We start from the raw sequence: 19,293 nt of genomic DNA on the forward strand, positions 1-19,293 counted from the left end.
ATCAACCCCCGAGGCTTCTTTCGGTGTGTGAAACTTTGTTGCTTGTGCCTTCGGCCGGCACTGTCGAGGCCACCGGCTTGTTGTTCTCGTTCTTCTCGACCGGGAACATCGTGTAGGACAGGGTAATCGTCTTCAGGTCCTTAAGTTCCGGCGCATCGACGATGTCGGGATCTACATAGAACACGACCGGCATGTCCAGTGTCTCTCCAGGCTTCAACGTCGTGTCGGTAAAGCAGAAACACTCGACCTTGTTGAAGTAGGATCCTGCAAGTTCCGGCTGCACGTTGAAGGTGGCGCGGCCGGTGGTGTCGCGGACGAATTTGTTCGTCGCGCTATAATGCGCCTGCGCCGTCTCGCCTATCTTGATGGTGACCGAGCGGGTGACCGGCTGGAACTGCCAGGGCACGCCGACTGTGTTGGCGTCGAAACGGATGGTGATATCGCGGTCGAGCACCCGGTCGGCATATTGCTGCGTTGTGCGTTTTACGGTGCCGCCGTAACCGGTCGCCTCGCAGAACATCGCATAGAGCGGCACCGCGGCATAGGCCATGCCGATCATGCCGCCGAAAAAGGCGATGCAGACGCCGGCGACAATGCGGTTGGTGTTCTTCTTTTGAGGATGGGTCACTGTTTGGCGGTTCATCTTGAGCCTCACATCGTTCCGGTGAGGTTGTGACCGAATTTCACGACGGTCGCGATATAGAAGATGACGACAAGCACCGCCAGCGCCAGGCCGATGGCTACCGAGCGGTTGCGCCGGGCCTTCTGCTGGCGCTCCGTCAGCGTGACGAGTTCAAGCTTCTTGTCGGCCATGGTCATGCTCCACCCATGGCTAGCACGCGCCCGACAACGCAGTCGGCAAGGTAGACGGCGAAAATGGCAAAGAGGTAGAGCAGCGAGTAGCCGAACAATGCCTTGGCCGGCTTCATCACATGGTCGTCGTTCGCCATCTGCAGCACCTTCCACGCGTACCAGACGAAGCCGGCGCCAAGCAGCACCGCAAAGACGCCATAGGCGGGCGTGGTGAAACCAAGCGTCCATGGCAGCACGCCAACCGGTGCAAGGATCAGCGCGTAGGCAAAGATCTGGCGTCGGGTCGAAGCCTGGCCGGCGACATTCGGCATCATCGGGATGCCGGCCCTTGCATAGTCCTCGGACTTGAAGAGGGCGAGCGCCCAGAAATGCGGCGGCGTCCACAGGAAGATGATCAGGAACAGGACGACGCTTTCCAGGCTGACGGTTCCGGTCACCGCGGCCCAGCCGATCACCGGCGGAATGGCGCCGGCAGCACCGCCGATGACAATGTTCTGCGGCGTCCAGCGCTTCAGCCACATCGTGTAGACGACCGCATAGAAGAAGATGGTGAAGGCCAGCAGCGTCGCCGACAGCCAGTTGACCAGCACGCCGAGCGTCATCACCGACAGCACCGACAGCACCAGGCCGAAACTCAGCGCCTCGCCGGGCCGGATGCGGCCGGCCGGCACCGGACGGCCGGCGGTCCTGGTCATCACCGCATCGATATCGGCGTCATACCACATGTTGAGCGCGCCGGAGGCCCCTGCACCAATGGCAATGGCCAGGATAGCGATCACCGCCAGAAGCGGATTGATGGTCACAGGTGCCGCGACCAGGCCGACAAAGGCGGTGAACACCACCAGCGACATGACGCGCGGCTTCAACAGGGCGAAGAAATCGCCCGCCGTCGCTTCCGACACGCGAAAGCCCGGTTCGTCAGTCAAGGTGTCGTCGACAAGGGCCATGCGTACTTAAAGTCCATCATTCCGTTGGCCAAAACCGCCGGCGAACCGGCGGTTCCGTATTTCCCCAGGCAGAAGCCTATTTGATCTTCGGCAGCTGTTCCCACTGGTGGAAGGGCGGCGGCGAAGGCAGCTGCCATTCAAGCGTCGTCGCGCCCTCGCCCCATGGATTGGCGCCGGCAACCCGCTTCTTCTGGAACGCCTCGAACACGCCATAGAGGAAGATGACCACGCCGACGGCCGAAATATACGAGCCGTAGGACGACACCATGTTCCAGCCGGCAAACGCATCCGGATAGTCGATGTAGCGGCGCGGCATGCCGGAGAGACCGAGGAAATGCTGCGGGAAGAAGACGAGGTTGACGCCGACGAAGGTGACCCAGAAGTGGGTGTTGGCGATGACAGGCGAATACATGTAGCCGGTCATCTTCGGGAACCAGTAGTACCAGCCGGCGAAGATGGCAAAGACCGCGCCCAGCGACAGCACATAGTGGAAATGCGCGACCACGTAATAGGTGTCGTGCAGCGGGCGGTCGAGACCGGCATTGGCAAGCTGGACGCCGGTAACGCCGCCGACGGTGAACAGGAAGATGAAGCCGATCGCCCACAGCATCGGGGTCTTGAGCGAAATCGACCCGCCCCACATGGTGGCGATCCACGAGAATATCTTCACGCCCGTCGGCACCGCGATAACCATCGTGGCGAAGACGAAATAGCGCTGCGTGTCGAGCGACAGGCCGGTCGTGTACATGTGGTGCGCCCAGACGATGAAGCCGACCGCACCGATCGCGACCATGGCATAGGCCATGCCGAGATAGCCGAAGATGGGCTTCCTAGAGAAGGTCGAGACGATGTGGCTGACGATGCCGAAGCCCGGGAGGATCAGGATGTAGACTTCCGGGTGCCCGAAGAACCAGAACAGGTGCTGGAACAGGATCGGGTCGCCGCCGCCGTCCGGCGCGAAGAAGGTCGTGCCGAAGTTGCGATCGGTCAAAAGCATAGTGATGCCGCCGGCCAGAACCGGAAGCGACAACAGCAGCAGGAAAGCGGTGATCAGCACCGACCAGGCGAACAGCGGCATCTTGTGCAGCGTCATGCCAGGCGCGCGCATGTTGAAAATGGTGGTGATGAAATTGATGGCGCCGAGGATCGACGACGCGCCGGCGATGTGCAGCGACAGGATCGCAAGATCCATCGCCGGTCCCGGCTGGCCCGATGTCGATAGCGGCGGATAGATCGTCCAGCCGCCGCCGACGCCGTAGGCGCCAGGCGCGCTCGGCATGAAGGCCGAGATGATCAGCAGGATGAAAGCCGGTGGCAGCAACCAGAACGAGACGTTGTTCATGCGCGGGAAAGCCATGTCGGGCGCGCCGATCATGATCGGCACCATCCAGTTGGCGAAGCCGCCGATCAGCGCCGGCATGACCATGAAGAAGATCATGATCAGCGCATGCGCTGTGGTGAAGGCGTTGTACATGCTCTTGCCGCCGTCGAGCGCAGCGTCGGCGTTCAAGCCGTAGACCATCTGCGCCAGGCCGGTGAAAATCTGGATCCCCGGCTCCTGCAGTTCCATGCGCATGACGACCGAAAGGGCACCGCCGACGCAGCCCGCCATGATCGCGAAGATCAGATAGAGCGTACCGATATCCTTGTGGTTGGTCGAATACACCCACCGGACCCAGCCATGATACGGCTTGTGGTCGTGGTCGTGAGCTGCAGCGTCTGCCATGTTCGGCTCCGTTCCCTGATCTTTTCTGGTCGCGGCATCAGTTGCCGGCGGCCGCTACCTTGTCTTTGCCGTCGACCTCGGCCATCAGCGCCTTGTTGGCGCCGGGAAGGTCGGTGCCGGCTGCCGCCAGCCAGGTCTTGTACTGGGCGTCGGAGACGACTCGGATCGCGATCGGCATGAAGGCGTGGTCCTTGCCGCAGAGCTCCGAACACTGGCCGTAATAGAGGCCTTCCTTTTCCGCCTTGAACCAGACCTCGTTGATGCGGCCCGGAACCGCGTCGGTCTTGATGCCGAAGGACGGCATGGCAAAGGCGTGGATCACGTCCGCCGCCGTCACCAGCACCCGGGTCATGGTGTTGACCGGCACCACCATCTCGTTGTCGACGGCGAGCAGGCGCGGATAAGCGCCGCGGTCCTCCTTACCGGCCGCCGCGCGGTCAGAATCCGCCAGGATCGCTGAGTTGAAGGAAAGCGTGTTTTCGGTCTGGTATTCGTAGTCCCAGTTCCACTGGTTTCCCGTCGCCTTGACGGTCAACTTGGCTTCCTCCGGCGGTGTGTATTGCGCGGTCAAAAGCTGGAACGAGGGGATGGCGAGCATGAGCAGGACGACGACCGGCCCAACCGTCCAGATCACCTCGATCAGCGTGTTGTGGCTGGTGCGCGACGGGATCGGGTTGACGCTCGCGCGGAACTTCAAGATGCAATAGGCGAGAAGAAAGAGCACGAAGAGGGTGATCGGCACGATGAACCACAGCGTATAGTGCTCGAACAGGGCGATCTGCCGCATCATGTCGGTGGCGGCGGGCTGGAATGTCACCTCCCACGGCGCAGGCTGGGCGGCATGGGCGGATGCACCGGTGAACAGTGTGGCGGCAGCCCAAGCGCTTGTCAGGAATTTGGCGCCTGCTAGGAATTTTCTCATTGCCGTCATTATCTCCCAGTTCCTCGCGATCGGACCGCAAGAATATCGAACAACGCCGGGACGGGAATCCCGGACAGTCCCGAGGCTGGTTCAAACCATACTCTATTTGCCTCTGCAAGAAATGAGCGGAGGAAACCGTGCGGCATTTTTGCGCGCAAGCGCGGCTGCGCATTTTGGCGGCGGCCGCGGCGGTGGCGGATCGCGGAAGCCCGAGCGGCGGAGTGTCCTGGCAAAATGCGCCGGGCTGTCGCAATTCGGGCGAATTTGACACGGAAAAGCGCACAATTGCCTTGGTCGAGGCAGGCCGGCAGTGGTCTCATCCTTTACTTGCCCTTGGCGCGGCTTAAAGTGCCGTGATTCGCAATGGAGCCGTCATGAACTCTTGGCTTTGGAGACTTGGGCTTTCGAGACTTCGGGTTTCGCGATTGGGGCTTTCGAGAAGCTTGGCGAAGGTCATTCTTCTCGCTGCCGTGTCTGGCGTTGGCCTATCTGGTGTTGGCTTGTCTGGCATCGGCCAGGCCAATGCTGCGCAGCCAAGCGGCAAGGTGCGGTCGACGCATGGCGCATGGTCGGTCATCTGCGACACGCCGGCCGGAGCCACATCAGAACAATGCGTGATGATGCAGAACGTCGTCGCCGAGGACCGTCCCGAGATGGGGCTTTCCGTCGTCGTGCTGCGCACCGCCGACAACAAGGCCGAAATACTGCGCGTGCTGGCGCCGCTCGGAGTGCTGCTGCCCAACGGACTCGGTCTCAATGTCGATGGCAAGGACATCGGCCGGGCCTATTTCGTGCGCTGCTTCCAGGACGGCTGCTATGCCGAGGTCATTCTCGAAAAGCCGCTGCTCGACACGCTGAAGACCGGAACGTCAGCCACCTTCATCGTCTTTCAGACGCCGGAGGAAGGCATCGGCATTCCAGTCGAGCTCAAGGGTTTCGCCGACGGTTTCGCCGCCCTGCCTTGAGACCAAAATCCCAAAGGCCTTACCAACGAAAAGAGATTGTGACTGGCCTTTGGCGATGACAATGGTCATTGCCGATTGTCTGGACGCACCTGCGCGCCTACATCGTGAGGACAATCTCTTTCCACGGACGGACCTGCCATGAACAGCCTCATCGGCCAATTCGACATTTCCGACGATCGCATCAAGCAGATCGTCGCCGAGACTATCAACGGCGCCGACGACGGCGAGCTGTTCCTCGAATACAGCGAGAGCGAAGCGCTGATGTTCGACAATGGCCGGCTGAAGACCGCCAATTTCAACACAGACCAAGGCTTTGGCCTGCGCGCCGTCGCCGGCGAAGCGAGTGGCTACGCGCATTCCAGCGATCTTTCCGAAGCATCGCTGCTGCGCGCGGCCGACGCCGTCTCGACGGTCAAGAGCGGCTATTCCGGCACGTTTGCCGCGGCTCCTGCCCGCACCAACCGCCATCTCTATGGCGACGAGAACCCGATCCCCTCGCCCTCCTTCGAGGCCAAGGCCAAGCTCCTTCAGGAAATCGATGCCTGGCTGCGAGCCGAGGATCCGCGCGTGCGACAGGTGACGGCTTCGCTCGCCGCCTCCTGGCAACATGTCGAGATCGTGCGCGCCGACGGCCAGGTGGTGCGCGACATCCGCCCGCTGGTCAGGATCAACGTGTCGGTGGTGGTCGGCAATGGCGACCGCCAGGAGAGCGGCTCCTACGGCATGGGCGGGCGCAAGGCGTTTGGCGAATTTCTGGTCGAGGAGAGCTGGAAGCACGCGGCCAAGGAGGCGCTGCGGCAAGCGCTGGTCAATCTCGAAGCGATCCCCGCGCCCGCCGGCACCTTCGACATCGTCCTGTCCAGCGGTTGGCCGGGCGTCATGCTGCACGAGGCGGTCGGCCACGGGCTGGAAGGCGACTTCAACCGCAAGAAAACATCGGCTTTCGCCGGGCTGATGGGCCAGCAGGTGGCCGCGAAGGGTGTCACCGTCGTCGACGACGGCACCATGCCCGAGCGGCGCGGCTCGCTGACCGTCGATGATGAAGGAACACCTTCGGCCCGCAACGTGCTGATCGAAGACGGCAAGCTTGTCGGCTATATGCAGGATCGCCAGAACGCCCGGCTGATGGGCATGAAGGCCACCGGCAACGGGCGGCGCGAAGGCTATGCACACCAGCCGATGCCGCGCATGACCAACACCTACATGACCTCGGGCGACATGGAGCCGGACGAAATCATCGCGTCGGTCAAGAACGGCGTCTATGCCGTCTCCTTCGGCGGCGGCCAGGTCGACATCACCTCGGGCAAGTTCGTGTTCGGCTGCACCGAGGCCTACATGATCGAGAACGGCAAGGTGACGCAGCCGATCAAGGGCGCCATGCTGATCGGCAATGGGCCTGACGCCATGCACCGCGTTTCGATGATCGGCAACGACATAAAGCTCGACACCGGCATCGGCATGTGCGGCAAGGCCGGCCAGGGCGTGCCGGTCGGCGTCGGCCAGCCGCATCTCAGGATGAACCAGATGACGGTCGGCGGAACGCGGGTTTGATAGAAGCTGCCGGCTGGTTTTGTGGTCACGAATACCATCCCGGCCGCCACTGCTGCTCCATCTCGTCAAATGCGTAGCTTGCGCCTTGAATTTGGCGCGACCTCCTATTATCTTACGTTTGTCTTACATCTAGGGGCGTACGTGCCGTGGCTGCTACGGAAAAGCTCATAACCACCGTCTCGACCAAGGGACAGGTCATTTTGCCCAGCGCAATCCGGAAACGGAGGGAATGGGACGCCGGCACGCGTCTTCTGGTCGAAGACACTCCGGAGGGCGTGCTACTGAAGCCTGCGCCAGTCTTCGCCGAGACACGGCCAGAAGACGTGTTCGGATCCCTGCCCCATAGAGGCAGGCCGAAGACGTTGGAAGAAATGGATGCGGGTGTGCTGGCCGAAGCGCGGCGGCGCCATGCTCGCGATTGATACCAATCTTATCGTCCGCTACCTGACAGGCGATCACCCGACACAGTCTCCCCGCGCCGGGGCGCTGATCGATAGCCAGCCGGTCTTTGTCGCCATTACAGTGATCCTGGAGGTCGAGTGGGTGTTGCGCAGCACCTATGGTTTTGCGCCGCTCGAAATCGCCCGTACGCTACGGGCGTTTAGTGGGCTCCCCACGGTGGAGGTGGAAGACGGAGCGGTCGTGTCGTCCGCGCTCGACCTCTCGGAAAGGGGATTAGATTTCGCTGATGCGTTGCATCTGGGCAAGTCCGCTCGCTGCGCCGGCTTCGCGACTTTTGACCGTAAGTTCGTCAAGGCCGCAAGGGCGGCCGGATATGAGGGCGTGCAAGAAGCCTAGCCGTCTCCCGACCAGGTTCGAACTGCCCTAAAGCGCGTCGCATTTGACCGGGCTCATGCGATGCGCTTTAGGTTGTTGTTTTGTCGTTATCGCAAAACCGCTGCACACTTTTGCGCGACATGCATTAAAGCCATGAAGCCGGCGTTTTCGGCAGGCGATGGTCGGGATCGATGACCTTCAGACGGGGTGCGTTGCTCTCGTTCCATCGCCAGAGGGCGACGCATGTGCCGCCGGGCGACATGAAGGAGGGGTAGATCACGCCATGCTGCCCATCGGCAATCAGGCGATCTCTCAGCGTGTGCGTCTCAGGCACAAGGCCTTGATCAATGATGTCGCGCCACTCACATCGGTGAATGTCTGCCGTGACGCCGAGCTTGATCAGCACATCAGCGTCCGTCAGGTCGGCCAGCCGCGCGCCTGAAAGTTCGAGCTGCGCAATCAGCGCCGGATGCTGGACAAAGCCCTGATTGTACTCCGCCCAAGCAGTGGACAATTCCCGCGCGGCATAGATCGTCGGGGTCCCCACCGGATTCCAGCGACCGCCAAAGCGGGCCGCTCCTTCGCCGGAAAGCGGCAGATGCGCCCAACGCGGCGCGAAGGCGCGCCATAGGCTCAGCCTGTTTTCAGGCATAAATGCCGGAGCGGACTGCCTCCAGATAGGCAAGCACCTTGTCCGTTTTGCCCTCTCGAACGAGATCGTAGGCGGTCTTTCCCGCCCAGCCGGGGATTGGCTGATGCTTGAACCAGATCGCCGCACGCTGTTCATCGCCGGCCATCTCGCCTGCCATCGCCAGGATACGGACAATCGGACTCAATGCGGCGTCGACCTTGCGCGCGCCGGTCTTGGCGGCAAGCGTGTTGCGCGCGACGCCGATCAGACCCGCCAGTTCGGTCAGATTGACGCCCAGCAGTTCAGCTACCCGTCTTGCCGAAAGAAATGGCGTCCGTTCCTCGCCAAAGCGCGATGCTCTGATATCGAGGGCTGCGGTATTCATAACAGGTTCCTAGCACATTTTGAACGACACGCGATCAAAATAGGCTCATTTCTGGCGCAATTCAAGCTCAACGCTTGCAAAGCCTACTACCGCCTTCTCCTCGGCTTCTCCAAAAGCGCGACGGCCTCGACATGCGGAGACCACAGGAACTGGTCGATCGGCGTTACGCTTTTCAGAGCGTAGCCGCCGTCGATCAGGCTGCCCAGGTCGCGCGCCAGCGTCACCGGATTGCAGGAAACCGCGGCGACCAGCGGCACGTCGGAACGGGCAATCTGCTTCGACTGGTCCTCGGCGCCGGCGCGGGGCGGATCGAACACAATGCCATCGAAGGTATTCAACTCCTTGAATGTGAGCGGCCGCCGAAACAGGTCGCGGCGTTCGCTGGTCACGCGCTTCAGACCGCTGGCGAAACGGAACGCCCGGTCGAGCGCCGAAAGCGCTGCCGCGTCACCCTCCACCGCATGGACTTCCGACTTGGCGGCGAGACGTAGCGCAAAGCTGCCGCAGCCGGCGAAGAGATCGGCGACCTTCTTGGCGCGCGCGAAGTGCCGGCCGACGATGTCGGCCATCGCCTGCTCGGCGGCTTCGGTGGCCTGCAGGAAGGCGCCCGGCGGCACCGCGACGGCGATGTCGCCGAACATGACAACCGGCTTTTTGGGCTCGATTATGATCTCGCCATCGATCGAAAGCCTTGCCAGCCCCTGAGCGATGACGAAATTGGAGGCGACGCGGCGCTGGTTTTCGCCAAGCTTGCCGGACTCGTGAACCGCGACATCGAGGCCGGAACCGGTCACTGTGACCGTAATGCGGAACGATTTCGTCGTTGCGCAAACCAACTCGGCGAGTGCTTTCAGACGGTCGAGCTTTGCGACGATTTCGGGCAGCGAGATCGGGCATTCCTCGATGGAAATGATTTCGGACGACAGCGCCCGAACGAATCCGAGCAGCATGCCGGCCTCGCTCCGTCGGGCGGTGAACACGACGCGCCGACGCGTCTGCGGCGCGCACGGCACCAGCGCGTCAATGTCGCAAGTGACACCCTTGCTGTTGAGCGCATGCGCAACCTTGTCGCGCTTCCACCGATGATAAGCTTCGGCCTCAAGATGCTGGATGGCACAGCCGCCGCATTCGGTGAAATGCCGACAGGCAGGGTCGATGCGAAGCGGCGAAGCCTCCAGCACCGACATCAGCGTGGCACGGTCCTTTTCGCGCGCGGCGGTGACGGTTTCACCGGGCAGCGTGAACGGAATGAAAAGCTCGCCGGTTTCGGTCTCGGCGACGCCGTCGGCCTGGGAGCCCAGCCTTGTGATCGTGAAGCGCGCGTTCATCGGCCTCCGATCCCCCTGTTCTCGACTCCGGCGTCTTTGATCCCGGCGAGCAGGAACTCGCGGTTGCCGTCGCCGCCTTCGATCGGTGACAGATGCAGTCCCAGCGAGCGCCAGCCCGGGACGCCGTCGAGCCAATCCTGCAGCAGGCCGGCAACCCGCGCGGCATCGTATGGGTCTTTCAGCAAGCCGCCCTTGCCGATCGCCTCGCGGCCCGCCTCGAATTGCGGCTTGACCAGAAATATTGCTCTGGCGCCGCTCCTGGCAATGGCGAGCGCCGGCGGCAGCGCCAGCTTCAACGAGATGAAGCTGACATCGGAGACGATAAAATCCGGAATGCGATCGGCAAGATCGGCGGCGGAAAGATCACGGGCGTTCAATCCCTCGATCACCGTCACACGCGGATCGCCAGCGATATCCTGATGTATCTGGCCATGCCCGACATCGATCGCCGTGACATGTGCCGCGCCGCGTTCGAGCAAGACCTGAGTGAAGCCTCCGGTCGAGGCGCCGACGTCGAGCGCTTCGCTGCCGGCTGGATCGAGACCGAAATGATCGAGCCCGACGATCAGCTTCAGCGCAGCACGCGACACGTAACCCTGCGCCGGATCATCGACGGCTATGAGGCAATCAGCCAGGACGGTCTGGCCGGGCTTGCGGGCGATGACGCCGTCAACCGTCACAGTACCGCGCTCGATCGCGTCGCGGGCGCGAGAGCGGCTGGGGAACAGGCCGCGCGCGACGAGAAGTTCGTCGAGCCGCTGGCGTGTGCTGGCTGGCAAAGGGGAGTTCATCGGCCTTCATGGCGAAAGCCCGTCACGAAGGCAAGGATATTGGGGAAGACAACGAACATCTTGCGAAAGCGGCGAGCGCATCAGGCCGCGCCACAATCTGTTGGAATATCGCACCAGGTCCGGCACAATGTTGGGAACGATATGCTCGTGTTGCTGCCAGAACGTGAGGAGGACGGATGCTGACCGGAACCTGCCATTGTGGCGCGGCCCACTGGACGTTGGAGGGCGATCCCGGCTCGATCACAGCCTGCAATTGCACGCTTTGCCGCCGCTATGGCGCGCTGTGGGCTTACGATTATGTTGACGAACGCATCCGTCTTGCGGGACCGACAAGTGCTTATACGCGCTCCGGAAAGGATGACCCGTCGCTCGAGATTCTGTTCTGTCCGACATGCGCCTGCGTTCTGGCCTGGCGTGGTTTGCGCTCCAGTGCCGCCGGTCGCACTCGAATCGCCGTCAATGTGAGGCTTGCGCCGCCTGACGCCGTCGCCGACCTGCCAATCGACCATTTCGATGGTCTCCATAAGTTCGAGGACCTGCCGCGCGATGGTCGCTGCGTGCGCGATATGTGGTTCTAATGCATGTCGCGCAGAAGTGCGCAGCGGTTTTGCGACAACGACATGCGTAAAAACAAGAACTTAAAGCGCGTCGCATGAATCCGTTCAAATGCGACGCGCTTTAGCGGAAATCTGACACTCAGTACCGGTGCGGAAGGGCGGAAGATGACCCCTTGGCGGTGGTTCGTTCGCGACCGGCCGAATTCACGCCCATGACCCTGAGCTGACCTTCATCAGCCCATTTCGCTGCCCGATGGCCGACGTTCACCCCAACCAGCGTTCCTGACCCAAAGCCGACCAGAGCAGGACTAGGCTCCGAAGCGATACTCTATTATCATGGAAACAGTTGCCCAGCGCCGGAAACCTCCATGGAGCGCAGGCTTGCGGCGATACTTGCCGCTGACATCGTTGGCTACAGCCGCCTTATGGAAGCCGATGAGGCGGATACCCTCGCGCGCCTGAAGAGCACCCGCGAGAACCTGATCGATCCGAAGATCGCCGCTCATAAGGGGCGCATCGTGAAGCTCATGGGCGACGGCGCGCTGATAGAATTCTCCAGCGTGGTCGACGCGGTCGGTTGCGCCGTCGAAATCCAGCGGACGATGGCGGAGTGCAACGCCGAACTGCCGAAGGAAAAACAGCTCGAATTCCGCATTGGCGTAAACCTTGGTGATGTGATTGTCGAAGGACAGGACATCTATGGCGACGGCGTGAATGTCGCGGCGAGACTGGAAGGATTGGCCGAGCCCGGGGGCGTCCTGATTTCAGGAACGGCATTTGATCAGGTCGAGAGAAAGCTGGATTTTGAGTTCGAATTTTTGGGTGAACAAAAGCTCAAGAACATCGAAAAACCTGTTCGTCTGTATCGGGTAGGCCCGCGGGCACGCGCCGCGTCCGGAACAGTTCCAGCAAAACGCAAACGTCATATCGAATGGCGCCGGCTGACAGTCGCGGCGACGGCGCTGATCCTGATCGCCGGAGGTGTAGCGCTTTGGAAGGTGGTCGGGGACGGTTCAGGACCGCCGGTCGAGGTGGCCTCCAGGGAAAGAATGGCGTTGCCGCTGCCCGATAAGCCGTCAGTCGCTGTATTGCCATTCACCAACATCTCGAGCGACGCCGGCCAGGAGCACTTCGCCGACGGCATGACCGATGACTTGATCACCGACCTTTCCAAGGTTTCCGGCCTCTTCGTGATCGCGCGAAACTCGACATTCGTTTACCGCGGCAAGCCGGTAAAAATCAGCCAGGTCGCCGAAGAACTTGGCGTGCGTTACGTTCTCGAGGGGAGCGTACGGCGAGCCGGCGAGCAGGTGCGAGTCAACGCCCAGCTCATCGATGCCCTCACCGGCGGGCATGTGTGGGCGGACAGGTTCGATGGAAACGTCGCCGATATTTTTGCGGTCCAGGACGTTTTTGTCGCAAAGATCGTCGAAGCGTTGAAGGTCAACCTCACCACCACCGAAAAAACGGAAATTGCCCGCGCCAAGCCGGACAACATTGCAGCCAAGGAAGCTTTCGAAAAGGGTTGGAGCCTTTATCTCCGTTACAACGCAAAGGATACAGCTGCCGCCATCACGTCCTTGAAAAAAGCAACCGAACTTGATCCCGAATATGGGCGAGCTTATGCCGCCCTGGCGCTGGCCTACTTCCGCGTCGTTGACTCACTCTGGGGTAAAGAACTCGGTAGGGACGAACCATATTTCTGGTGGGGAGCTCACGATTACGTAGAGTTGGCCAAGAAATATCCAACGTCACTGTCTTATACGGTCGAGGCATTGCGGGACGGTTATCAAGGCCTGGCCAAAGATGCACGCAGGAATGCCGGTCGAGCGATTGCATTGGATCCCAACGACCCCGAGGCACACATCGCAACGGCTTGGGCGCTGACGATCTCAGGCGAACCTGCCGACGCGCTGAATTTCGTCGCGACCGCCATGCGGCTCAACCCGAGCTATCCAAGCCACTACGTTCTCGCTCGTGGATTGGCGCTCTTTGCAATGGGCGATCTGAAACAAGCGGCTGAGGTGTTCGGAGAAGGCGTCAGGCGAAACCCAGATGCAACTGCGCTCTTTCTACCTCTCAGTTCCGTGCTGGCGCAGCTCGGTCGCCGGGAAGAAGCGAGGCAAATGCTGATGAAGTTCCGGCCCGGCATAGGCCAGAAAGGCCTCGAAAACATTCCCGACACCTTACACCACTCGTTCAAATGGGATTATGAACACGCAAATGTCGGGGAGCGCCTGAATGATGGTGTCCGTATCGCTGCGCTGCCGCTGGACGTCACCGTTACGAGCCTGGAAGCAGAGCTTGGCGCCGGCGATCCCTTTTCCCAGCTATATGCAGCAAAACGACTGGGCTGGTTTGGACCAGCGGCATTACAAGCCGTTCCGGCTCTGGTTGAAGCGCTTAAGGTTGAGTATCTCCGCCGGGAGGCCATCGAGGCGCTGGGAAAGATCGGACCTCCGGCACAAGCTGCGATACCTGCGCTTGTCGCACTCCAGAATGAAGCTCTGGTTGGCATTTACGCAAAGGACGCGCTGTCCAAAATCAGAGGCAATTGATGGACCCTGGACGCGCGTCAGGGATTTCCGCTTGTGGCCCAACTCGGACCTGCTGCGATGTCCGCTCCGGAGCCGCTGTTGGGGGACAAGGAGACATCAAACGCGTCCAGTCCGCCATCCCAATTGTCGAGTAGACGGCCTAGGCGAACCACCAGCGTTCGGCGATCTTCGACCCGTCCATCGGCCAGTTCGACGCCAACTCGCCATGGGCGAGAGCCTTGGTGTGGGCATCGACATAGGAGTTGAAGACGAGGTTGATGAGCCCGCCGTCGTCATGCAGCAATTGCTGCATTTCGGCATACATGCCGGCGCGCTTGGTATCGTCGGTCTCCGAGCGGGCGGCGACGAGCAGCTCATTAAAGCGCGGATTTTTCCAGAACGTTTCGTTCCACACCGCTTCCGCCGCATAGCCGGTGGTGAACATCCAGTCGCACGTCGGCCGGCCGGCCCAGTAAGAGGCGTAGAACGGCTTCTGGAGCCAGACATTGTCCCAATAGCCGTCGTTGGGCTCCCGGATCACATTCAGGTTGAGGCCGGCGGCGCGGGCATGCTCCTGCCAGAGGAAAGCGGAGTCGGTAGCACCCGTGAACCCGGCATCCGCGACCGACAGGTCGAACTGGGTGTTCTCGGCCCCCGCCTTCTTGAGCAGGCTCTTGACCATGTCGGGGTCGTAGACGTGCTTCGGCTGCGGATCAGTCGCGAACTTGACGGTCGGCGCGATCGGATTGTCGTTGCCGATGGCGCCGTGGCCAAGAAACACCTTCCGCACGATCTCGTCACGATTGAGCGAGTACTTCAACGCATTGCGCACATCGGGATTGTCGAAGGGCGCCTTCTGGACGTTCATGACATAGACGTAGTGGCCGTAGCCCGTCGTCTCTGAGATCACGAGATCGGGGTTCTGCTTCAAAATGTCGAGCGTTTTCAGATCGCAGCGATCCATGTAATGGACTTCGCCGGTGTTGAGCGCGTTGGTGCGCGCCGTTACATCATTGATCGCCAGGTATTCGACACGGTCGAACCAGCCCTTGTCGGATTTGAAGTAGTTCGGGTTCTTATTAAAGGTGGCGATGACGCCCGGCTCGAACTTTTCGAGCATATAGGGGCCGGTGCGGGTGCCCGACTCCCAGTCGACGCCGCCCTCTTTCGCCGGCATGACCAGGATGTCCGACATGATGTAGGGGAAGTCGGCATTGCCGCCGTCGAGTTCGAACACCACCGTCAAGGCACCGTCGGCGACGACATTCCTGACCGTAGCCAAGAGCGATTTCATCATCGATTTCGTGCCCTCCATGGTGTGATGCCTGACCGAGGCCACAACATCATCAGCGGTAACCGTCTTGCCATTGTGAAAGGTGGCGCCTTTCCTCAGTTTGAACACCCACTTCTTGGCGCCGTCTGACGGCTCAAAGCTCTCGGCGAGGTCGGGGACCACGTTGCCCTTGGAATCGATCTCGGTCAGGCTGTTCGACAAGGTTCCCCCTAGCGCGGTGCCGGTGAACCGGTTGACGTAGGTACTCGGGTCCAGTGAATCGGTGGCGGCGGCATCGCTGATGCCGATCTTCAAGGTGCCGCCCTTCTTGGGCTCGGCGCGCGCGACCCTGACGAACATTGCATTGGCGGCCGTGGCGGTAAGGCCGGAGGCGAGCGCCAGCTGAACAAAGTCACGACGCGAAACCCTGCCTTTGGCGGCAAGCGTGGCGGCCAACTTCAGTTTCGTTTCAAATTCCGTCACAGACGCTCACCCTCGAACGGAAGATCATGCGAGACCCTCGGCGGCGCGAGAGACTTAGGACGATAGCACAACAGGCATTCCCGAGCTAACGAGGACCTCCGGCAGCGCACGGTCGGACTCGTGTCCTCTCGCTTGCTCCCGCGCGGACTTGGGCCTCGCCCGGGGCGGATGGATCGGTCGATATTCAGTTCGTTGGCTGCGACGGAAAGATTGCCAACTGTATTTCGATTACACCAGGCTGGAGTTACTGGGTCCGCCTCTATCACCCGCGCACGCAAATTTTAGATCGCAAATGGGTATTCCCGGAGCCGAAGCTGATGAATTGATATGAGGATGTCGAATGTCCGCTCTTTCAAAGCTGCCCTGGAATCGCTTTCGCTAATGTCCGTTTCTGGCTGGTCGCTCATTTCCAGTCGACAATCGAACGGCACGAAACCACCCAGTTCTGCTCTTCACACGCGGTAGCAAGCATCAGGATTTCACTCTGCTTCTAGAAGATTGGCCGCGAGACCGGTGCCCAGAGACACCGTAGGCGAATGCCAAATGACAACGCAAACAGTCGGTTACGACCGCCGGTCGGCAAACTGATGCAAGCCGTTGAGATTTTGATTCAGGCGCTTTGCGCGCTGGCGGTGTGTCCCAGCGCCACGAAGACGGTGCGAACGATACCGGCGGCATCAAGCCCGGCGTCGGCGTACATCTTTTCGGGCTTGGCGTGATCGACAAAAGTGTCGGGCAACACAAGCGGGCGTACCTTCAGGCCGTTTTCCAGCAGCCCTTCATGGGCCAGGAATTGCAGCACATGGCTGGCGAAGCCACCGACCGCGCCCTCTTCCACTGTTACCAGCACCTCATGCGAGCGCGCCAGCCGCCGGATCAGGTCCTCGTCGAGCGGCTTGGCGAAACGAGCATCGGCGACCGTGGTGGAAAGCCCTGCCGCGCCGAGTTCCTCGGCCGCAGCCAGGCAATCCTGCAGCCGCGTGCCGAAGGAAAGGAGCGCAACCTTGGTGCCCTCCTTGACGATACGGCCCTTGCCGATTTCGAGAACCGAGCCACGCTCTGGCAAGTCGACGCCGACGCCGTTGCCGCGCGGGTAGCGGAAGGCGATGGGGCCTTCATCGTAGCTTGCCGCCGTGCGCACCATGTGGCGCAGTTCCGCCTCGTCCGCCGCAGCCATGACGACGAAACCGGGCAGCGTCGCCAAAAAAGTCGTGTCAAAGGCGCCGCAATGGGTCGCCCCGTCGGCACCGACGAAGCCGGCGCGATCGATCGGAAAGCGGACCGGCAGTTTTTGGATGGCGACGTCATGGACGACCTGGTCATAGGCGCGCTGCAGGAAGGTCGAATAGATCGCAGCGAAAGGTTTGAAGCCTTCCGTGGCAAGGCCGGCGGCAAAGGTCACCGCATGTTGCTCGGCGATACCGACGTCGAAGGTCCTCGACGGGAACGCCTCGCCGAAGAGGTCGAGGCCGGTGCCGTTCGGCATGGCGGCGGTGATGGCGACGATGCGGTCGTCCTCTCGGGCCTCCTGGACCAGGCTTTCGGCAAAGACCTTCGTGTAGCTCGGCGCGTTGGCCGGCGCCTTGGCCTGGGCGCCGGTGATGACGTCGAACTTGTTGACGCCGTGATATTTGTCGGCGGCCGCCTCGGCCGGTCCATAGCCCTTGCCCTTCTGGGTCACGACGTGGATCAGCACCGGGCCGTCGGCATTGTCGCGGACGTTCTTCAGCACCGGGATCAGGTGCTCGAGATTGTGACCGTCGATCGGGCCGATGTGATAGAAACCCATTTCCTCGAACAGCGTGCCGCCAGTGACGTAGCCGCGCGCATGTTCGACCGCCCGCTTGATGGCGCGATCGGCGCGCTCGCCCAGATAAGAAGTCAGCTTCTTGCCGAAATCGCGCAAGCCCAGATAGGCCTTGCCCGACGCAAGGCGGGCCAGATAGGCGCTCATTGCGCCGGTCGGCGGAGCGATCGACATGTCGTTGTCGTTGAGGATGACGATCAGACGGGCATCGAGCGCGCCGGCATTGTTCATCGCCTCATAGGCCATGCCGGCCGACATGGCGCCGTCGCCGATAACGGCAATGACATTGTTGCGGCCACCGGAGAGATCGCGTGCCATTGCCATGCCGAGGCCGGCGGAAATTGAGGTCGACGAGTGGGCGGCGCCGAACGGATCGTATTCGCTCTCGGCGCGCTGGGTGAAGCCGGACAGGCCGCCCTCTTGCCGCAGCGAGCGGATACGGTCGCGGCGGCCGGTCAGGATCTTGTGTGGATAGGCCTGGTGACCGACATCCCAGATCAGCCGGTCGTCTGGCGTGTTGAAGACATAGTGCAATGCGACCGTCAGTTCGACCACGCCAAGGCCAGCACCGAGATGTCCGCCGGTGTGGGACACGGCGTCGATCAACTCGGTGCGAAGCTCCAATGCCAACTGCGGCAGATCACGTTCGTCAAGCGTCCTGAGGTCGGCGGGTATGCGGACCTTGTCGAGAAGGGGCGTATGGAGCTTTGCGTTCACTGGTGGTAGGGCCTGCTTTTTATTCACGTGCGAAATAGGCCGCTGGCCGGCGAATGTAAATGCGTGTGAGTGACGCGGGCCAGATTCAAAGTGTTAAGGTTTCCTTTGCGTGTCCAAAACCGCACGCGGCGCTCTAATTGTCCGGCAGAGGAATGAACTCTTCTTCATCCCCAGGAACGATATCGAAGCGGCCTGTCTTCCACTCTTCTTTGGCCTGTTCGATGCGTTCCTTCGACGATGACACGAAATTCCACCAGATGTAGCGCTTCGAGCCAAGTGAGGCGCCGCCGAACAGCATGAAATGCGCTCCACCCTCCGAGGACACGACAATCTCGTCGCCGGGCCGAAACACCAGCAGCCGCTCTGCCGGAAAGCGGTCGCCGGAGATCGAGACCTCTCCCTCCAACGTATAGATGGCGCGCTCCTCGGCATTGGCAGGGATTTTCACGCTGGCGCCGGGCGCCAGGCTGAGGTCTGCATAGAGCGTTTCAGAAGCGGTCACGACCGGAGACCGCAGCCCGGAAAAGGCGCCGATGACAACGCGCCCGCTGACGCCTTCGGCGTCGATCTCGGGCAGACGCATGGCCGCCGTATTCTCGAAGATCGGGTCGACCTCCTCCTTATCGTCGGGCAGCGCCAGCCATGTCTGCAGGCCGGAAACCGACATCGGCGCGCCGCGCAGCTCCTGTGGCGTACGCTCGGAATGGACGATACCGCGGCCGGCGGTCATCAAATTCACGTCGCCGGGCTGGATTACCATTTCGGTGCCGAGCGAATCGCGATGCCTGATCTTGCCGTCGAACAGGTAAGTCACCGTCGACAGGCCGATATGCGGATGCGGACGGACGTCGAGCGCCTGGCCGGCCCGCAAAATCGCCGGGCCCATGCGATCGAAGAAGATGAAGGGACCGACCAGCCGACGCCTGGCGGTCGGCAAGGCACGGCGAACCTGAAAGCCGCCAATGTCCTTGGCGTTCGGAATAACCATCAGTTCGATCTGGTCGCTGGCGAAGGCGTCACCGGGCAGGGGGTCGTTTCCGGGGAAGAAGCTCACGAAACCTCCTTGTCAGCAGCAATGCACGG

The 19,293-nt window shown here is 61.4% G+C and carries 18 protein-coding genes; 6 read left to right on the plus strand and 12 right to left on the minus strand.

Annotation, left to right across the window (positions count from 1 at the left end):
* Position 1: 1 nt before the first annotated feature.
* The 5 genes from AC0NIE_RS29330 to coxB form a co-directional block, all read right to left on the minus strand.
* Positions 2-643, minus strand: coding sequence for a cytochrome c oxidase assembly protein (locus tag AC0NIE_RS29330; RefSeq protein WP_473487623.1), 642 nt, complete (start codon positions 641-643; stop codon positions 2-4).
* An 8-nt stretch (positions 644-651) separates the two neighbouring features.
* A complete protein-coding gene (locus AC0NIE_RS29335; RefSeq protein ID WP_077381685.1) occupies positions 652-813 on the minus strand; it encodes a hypothetical protein in 162 nt (53 codons plus the stop codon).
* A gap of 2 nt (positions 814-815) precedes the next feature.
* Positions 816-1,760: a heme o synthase gene (locus AC0NIE_RS29340; protein WP_473487624.1), complete on the minus strand. Its 945-nt coding sequence runs from the start codon at positions 1,758-1,760 to the stop codon at positions 816-818.
* 76 nt (positions 1,761-1,836) lie between these two features.
* Positions 1,837-3,486, minus strand: coding sequence for a cytochrome c oxidase subunit I (gene ctaD / locus AC0NIE_RS29345; protein WP_123147071.1), 1,650 nt, complete (start codon positions 3,484-3,486; stop codon positions 1,837-1,839).
* Between the two features lie 37 nt (positions 3,487-3,523).
* Entirely contained in the window at positions 3,524-4,408 is an 885-nt protein-coding gene (gene coxB, locus AC0NIE_RS29350; protein WP_473487625.1) for a cytochrome c oxidase subunit II, read from the minus strand.
* 374 nt (positions 4,409-4,782) lie between these two features.
* On the opposite strand from coxB, the gene AC0NIE_RS29355 reads away from it, so the two are divergent.
* The 4 genes from AC0NIE_RS29355 to AC0NIE_RS29370 all read left to right on the plus strand — a co-directional run bounded on the left by AC0NIE_RS29355 (position 4,783) and on the right by AC0NIE_RS29370 (position 7,722).
* The gene (locus tag AC0NIE_RS29355) at positions 4,783-5,373 is read left to right on the plus strand and encodes an invasion associated locus B family protein (protein WP_473487626.1); all 591 of its coding nucleotides are present in this window, start codon (positions 4,783-4,785) and stop codon (positions 5,371-5,373) included.
* A 138-nt stretch (positions 5,374-5,511) separates the two neighbouring features.
* Complete coding sequence (gene tldD / locus AC0NIE_RS29360) at positions 5,512-6,924, plus strand: metalloprotease TldD (RefSeq protein ID WP_473487627.1); 1,413 nt, start codon at positions 5,512-5,514, stop codon at positions 6,922-6,924.
* A 146-nt stretch (positions 6,925-7,070) separates the two neighbouring features.
* Positions 7,071-7,346, plus strand: coding sequence for an AbrB/MazE/SpoVT family DNA-binding domain-containing protein (locus AC0NIE_RS29365; RefSeq protein ID WP_123147067.1), 276 nt, complete (start codon positions 7,071-7,073; stop codon positions 7,344-7,346).
* Positions 7,333-7,722 (plus strand): type II toxin-antitoxin system VapC family toxin, encoded by a 390-nt coding sequence (locus AC0NIE_RS29370; RefSeq protein ID WP_473487628.1) that lies wholly within the window; start codon positions 7,333-7,335, stop codon positions 7,720-7,722. Before AC0NIE_RS29365 ends, AC0NIE_RS29370 begins: the two co-directional genes overlap by 14 nt.
* Before the next feature lie 124 nt (positions 7,723-7,846).
* Here the strand turns inward: AC0NIE_RS29370 and AC0NIE_RS29375 are convergent, their stop codons facing one another.
* From AC0NIE_RS29375 to AC0NIE_RS29390, 4 genes are all read right to left on the minus strand, one after another.
* A complete protein-coding gene (locus tag AC0NIE_RS29375; RefSeq protein WP_473487629.1) occupies positions 7,847-8,353 on the minus strand; it encodes an RES family NAD+ phosphorylase in 507 nt (168 codons plus the stop codon).
* Positions 8,346-8,717 carry an antitoxin Xre/MbcA/ParS toxin-binding domain-containing protein gene (locus tag AC0NIE_RS29380; RefSeq protein WP_095492412.1) on the minus strand — a complete coding sequence of 124 codons (372 nt, stop codon included), beginning with the start codon at positions 8,715-8,717 and terminating at the stop codon, positions 8,346-8,348. The genes AC0NIE_RS29375 and AC0NIE_RS29380 overlap by 8 nt, the downstream gene beginning before the upstream one ends.
* An 86-nt stretch (positions 8,718-8,803) precedes the next feature.
* A complete protein-coding gene (locus AC0NIE_RS29385; RefSeq protein ID WP_473487630.1) occupies positions 8,804-10,045 on the minus strand; it encodes a class I SAM-dependent RNA methyltransferase in 1,242 nt (413 codons plus the stop codon).
* Positions 10,042-10,836: a TlyA family RNA methyltransferase gene (locus tag AC0NIE_RS29390; protein ID WP_473487631.1), complete on the minus strand. Its 795-nt coding sequence runs from the start codon at positions 10,834-10,836 to the stop codon at positions 10,042-10,044. The genes AC0NIE_RS29385 and AC0NIE_RS29390 overlap by 4 nt, the downstream gene beginning before the upstream one ends.
* A gap of 176 nt (positions 10,837-11,012) precedes the next feature.
* On the opposite strand from AC0NIE_RS29390, the gene AC0NIE_RS29395 reads away from it, so the two are divergent.
* Together AC0NIE_RS29395 and AC0NIE_RS29400 are read left to right on the plus strand one after the other, a co-directional pair.
* Positions 11,013-11,414, plus strand: a complete 402-nt coding sequence (locus AC0NIE_RS29395) for a GFA family protein (protein ID WP_473487632.1) — start codon at positions 11,013-11,015, stop codon at positions 11,412-11,414.
* Between the two features lie 347 nt (positions 11,415-11,761).
* On the plus strand, positions 11,762-13,951 hold the full coding sequence (locus tag AC0NIE_RS29400) for an adenylate/guanylate cyclase domain-containing protein (RefSeq protein ID WP_473487633.1): 2,190 nt from the start codon (positions 11,762-11,764) through the stop codon (positions 13,949-13,951).
* Between the two features lie 139 nt (positions 13,952-14,090).
* On the opposite strand, the gene AC0NIE_RS29405 is transcribed toward AC0NIE_RS29400, so the two are convergent.
* The 3 genes from AC0NIE_RS29405 to AC0NIE_RS29415 form a co-directional block, all read right to left on the minus strand.
* Complete coding sequence (locus tag AC0NIE_RS29405) at positions 14,091-15,686, minus strand: ABC transporter substrate-binding protein (RefSeq protein WP_473487634.1); 1,596 nt, start codon at positions 15,684-15,686, stop codon at positions 14,091-14,093.
* A gap of 610 nt (positions 15,687-16,296) precedes the next feature.
* Positions 16,297-18,210 (minus strand): 1-deoxy-D-xylulose-5-phosphate synthase, encoded by a 1,914-nt coding sequence (gene dxs / locus AC0NIE_RS29410; protein ID WP_473487635.1) that lies wholly within the window; start codon positions 18,208-18,210, stop codon positions 16,297-16,299.
* Positions 18,211-18,343: 133 nt separating this feature from the next.
* Positions 18,344-19,264, minus strand: coding sequence for a pirin family protein (locus AC0NIE_RS29415; protein ID WP_473487636.1), 921 nt, complete (start codon positions 19,262-19,264; stop codon positions 18,344-18,346).
* Between the last annotated feature and the right edge of the window lie 29 nt (positions 19,265-19,293).

This window comes from Mesorhizobium sp. WSM4842 (assembly GCF_055901575.1).

Coding starts and splice junctions, on each gene's coding strand:
- AC0NIE_RS29330 (WP_473487623.1), bottom strand. CDS start 643: ATGAACCGCCAAACAGTGACCCATCCTCAAAAGAAGAACACCAACCGC.
- AC0NIE_RS29335 (WP_077381685.1), bottom strand. CDS start 813: ATGGCCGACAAGAAGCTTGAACTCGTCACGCTGACGGAGCGCCAGCAG.
- AC0NIE_RS29340 (WP_473487624.1), bottom strand. CDS start 1,760: ATGGCCCTTGTCGACGACACCTTGACTGACGAACCGGGCTTTCGCGTG.
- ctaD (WP_123147071.1), bottom strand. CDS start 3,486: ATGGCAGACGCTGCAGCTCACGACCACGACCACAAGCCGTATCATGGC.
- coxB (WP_473487625.1), bottom strand. CDS start 4,408: ATGAGAAAATTCCTAGCAGGCGCCAAATTCCTGACAAGCGCTTGGGCT.
- AC0NIE_RS29355 (WP_473487626.1), top strand. CDS start 4,783: ATGAACTCTTGGCTTTGGAGACTTGGGCTTTCGAGACTTCGGGTTTCG.
- tldD (WP_473487627.1), top strand. CDS start 5,512: ATGAACAGCCTCATCGGCCAATTCGACATTTCCGACGATCGCATCAAG.
- AC0NIE_RS29370 (WP_473487628.1), top strand. CDS start 7,333: ATGCTCGCGATTGATACCAATCTTATCGTCCGCTACCTGACAGGCGAT.
- AC0NIE_RS29375 (WP_473487629.1), bottom strand. CDS start 8,353: ATGCCTGAAAACAGGCTGAGCCTATGGCGCGCCTTCGCGCCGCGTTGG.
- AC0NIE_RS29380 (WP_095492412.1), bottom strand. CDS start 8,717: ATGAATACCGCAGCCCTCGATATCAGAGCATCGCGCTTTGGCGAGGAA.
- AC0NIE_RS29385 (WP_473487630.1), bottom strand. CDS start 10,045: ATGAACGCGCGCTTCACGATCACAAGGCTGGGCTCCCAGGCCGACGGC.
- AC0NIE_RS29390 (WP_473487631.1), bottom strand. CDS start 10,836: ATGAACTCCCCTTTGCCAGCCAGCACACGCCAGCGGCTCGACGAACTT.
- AC0NIE_RS29395 (WP_473487632.1), top strand. CDS start 11,013: ATGCTGACCGGAACCTGCCATTGTGGCGCGGCCCACTGGACGTTGGAG.
- AC0NIE_RS29400 (WP_473487633.1), top strand. CDS start 11,762: ATGGAGCGCAGGCTTGCGGCGATACTTGCCGCTGACATCGTTGGCTAC.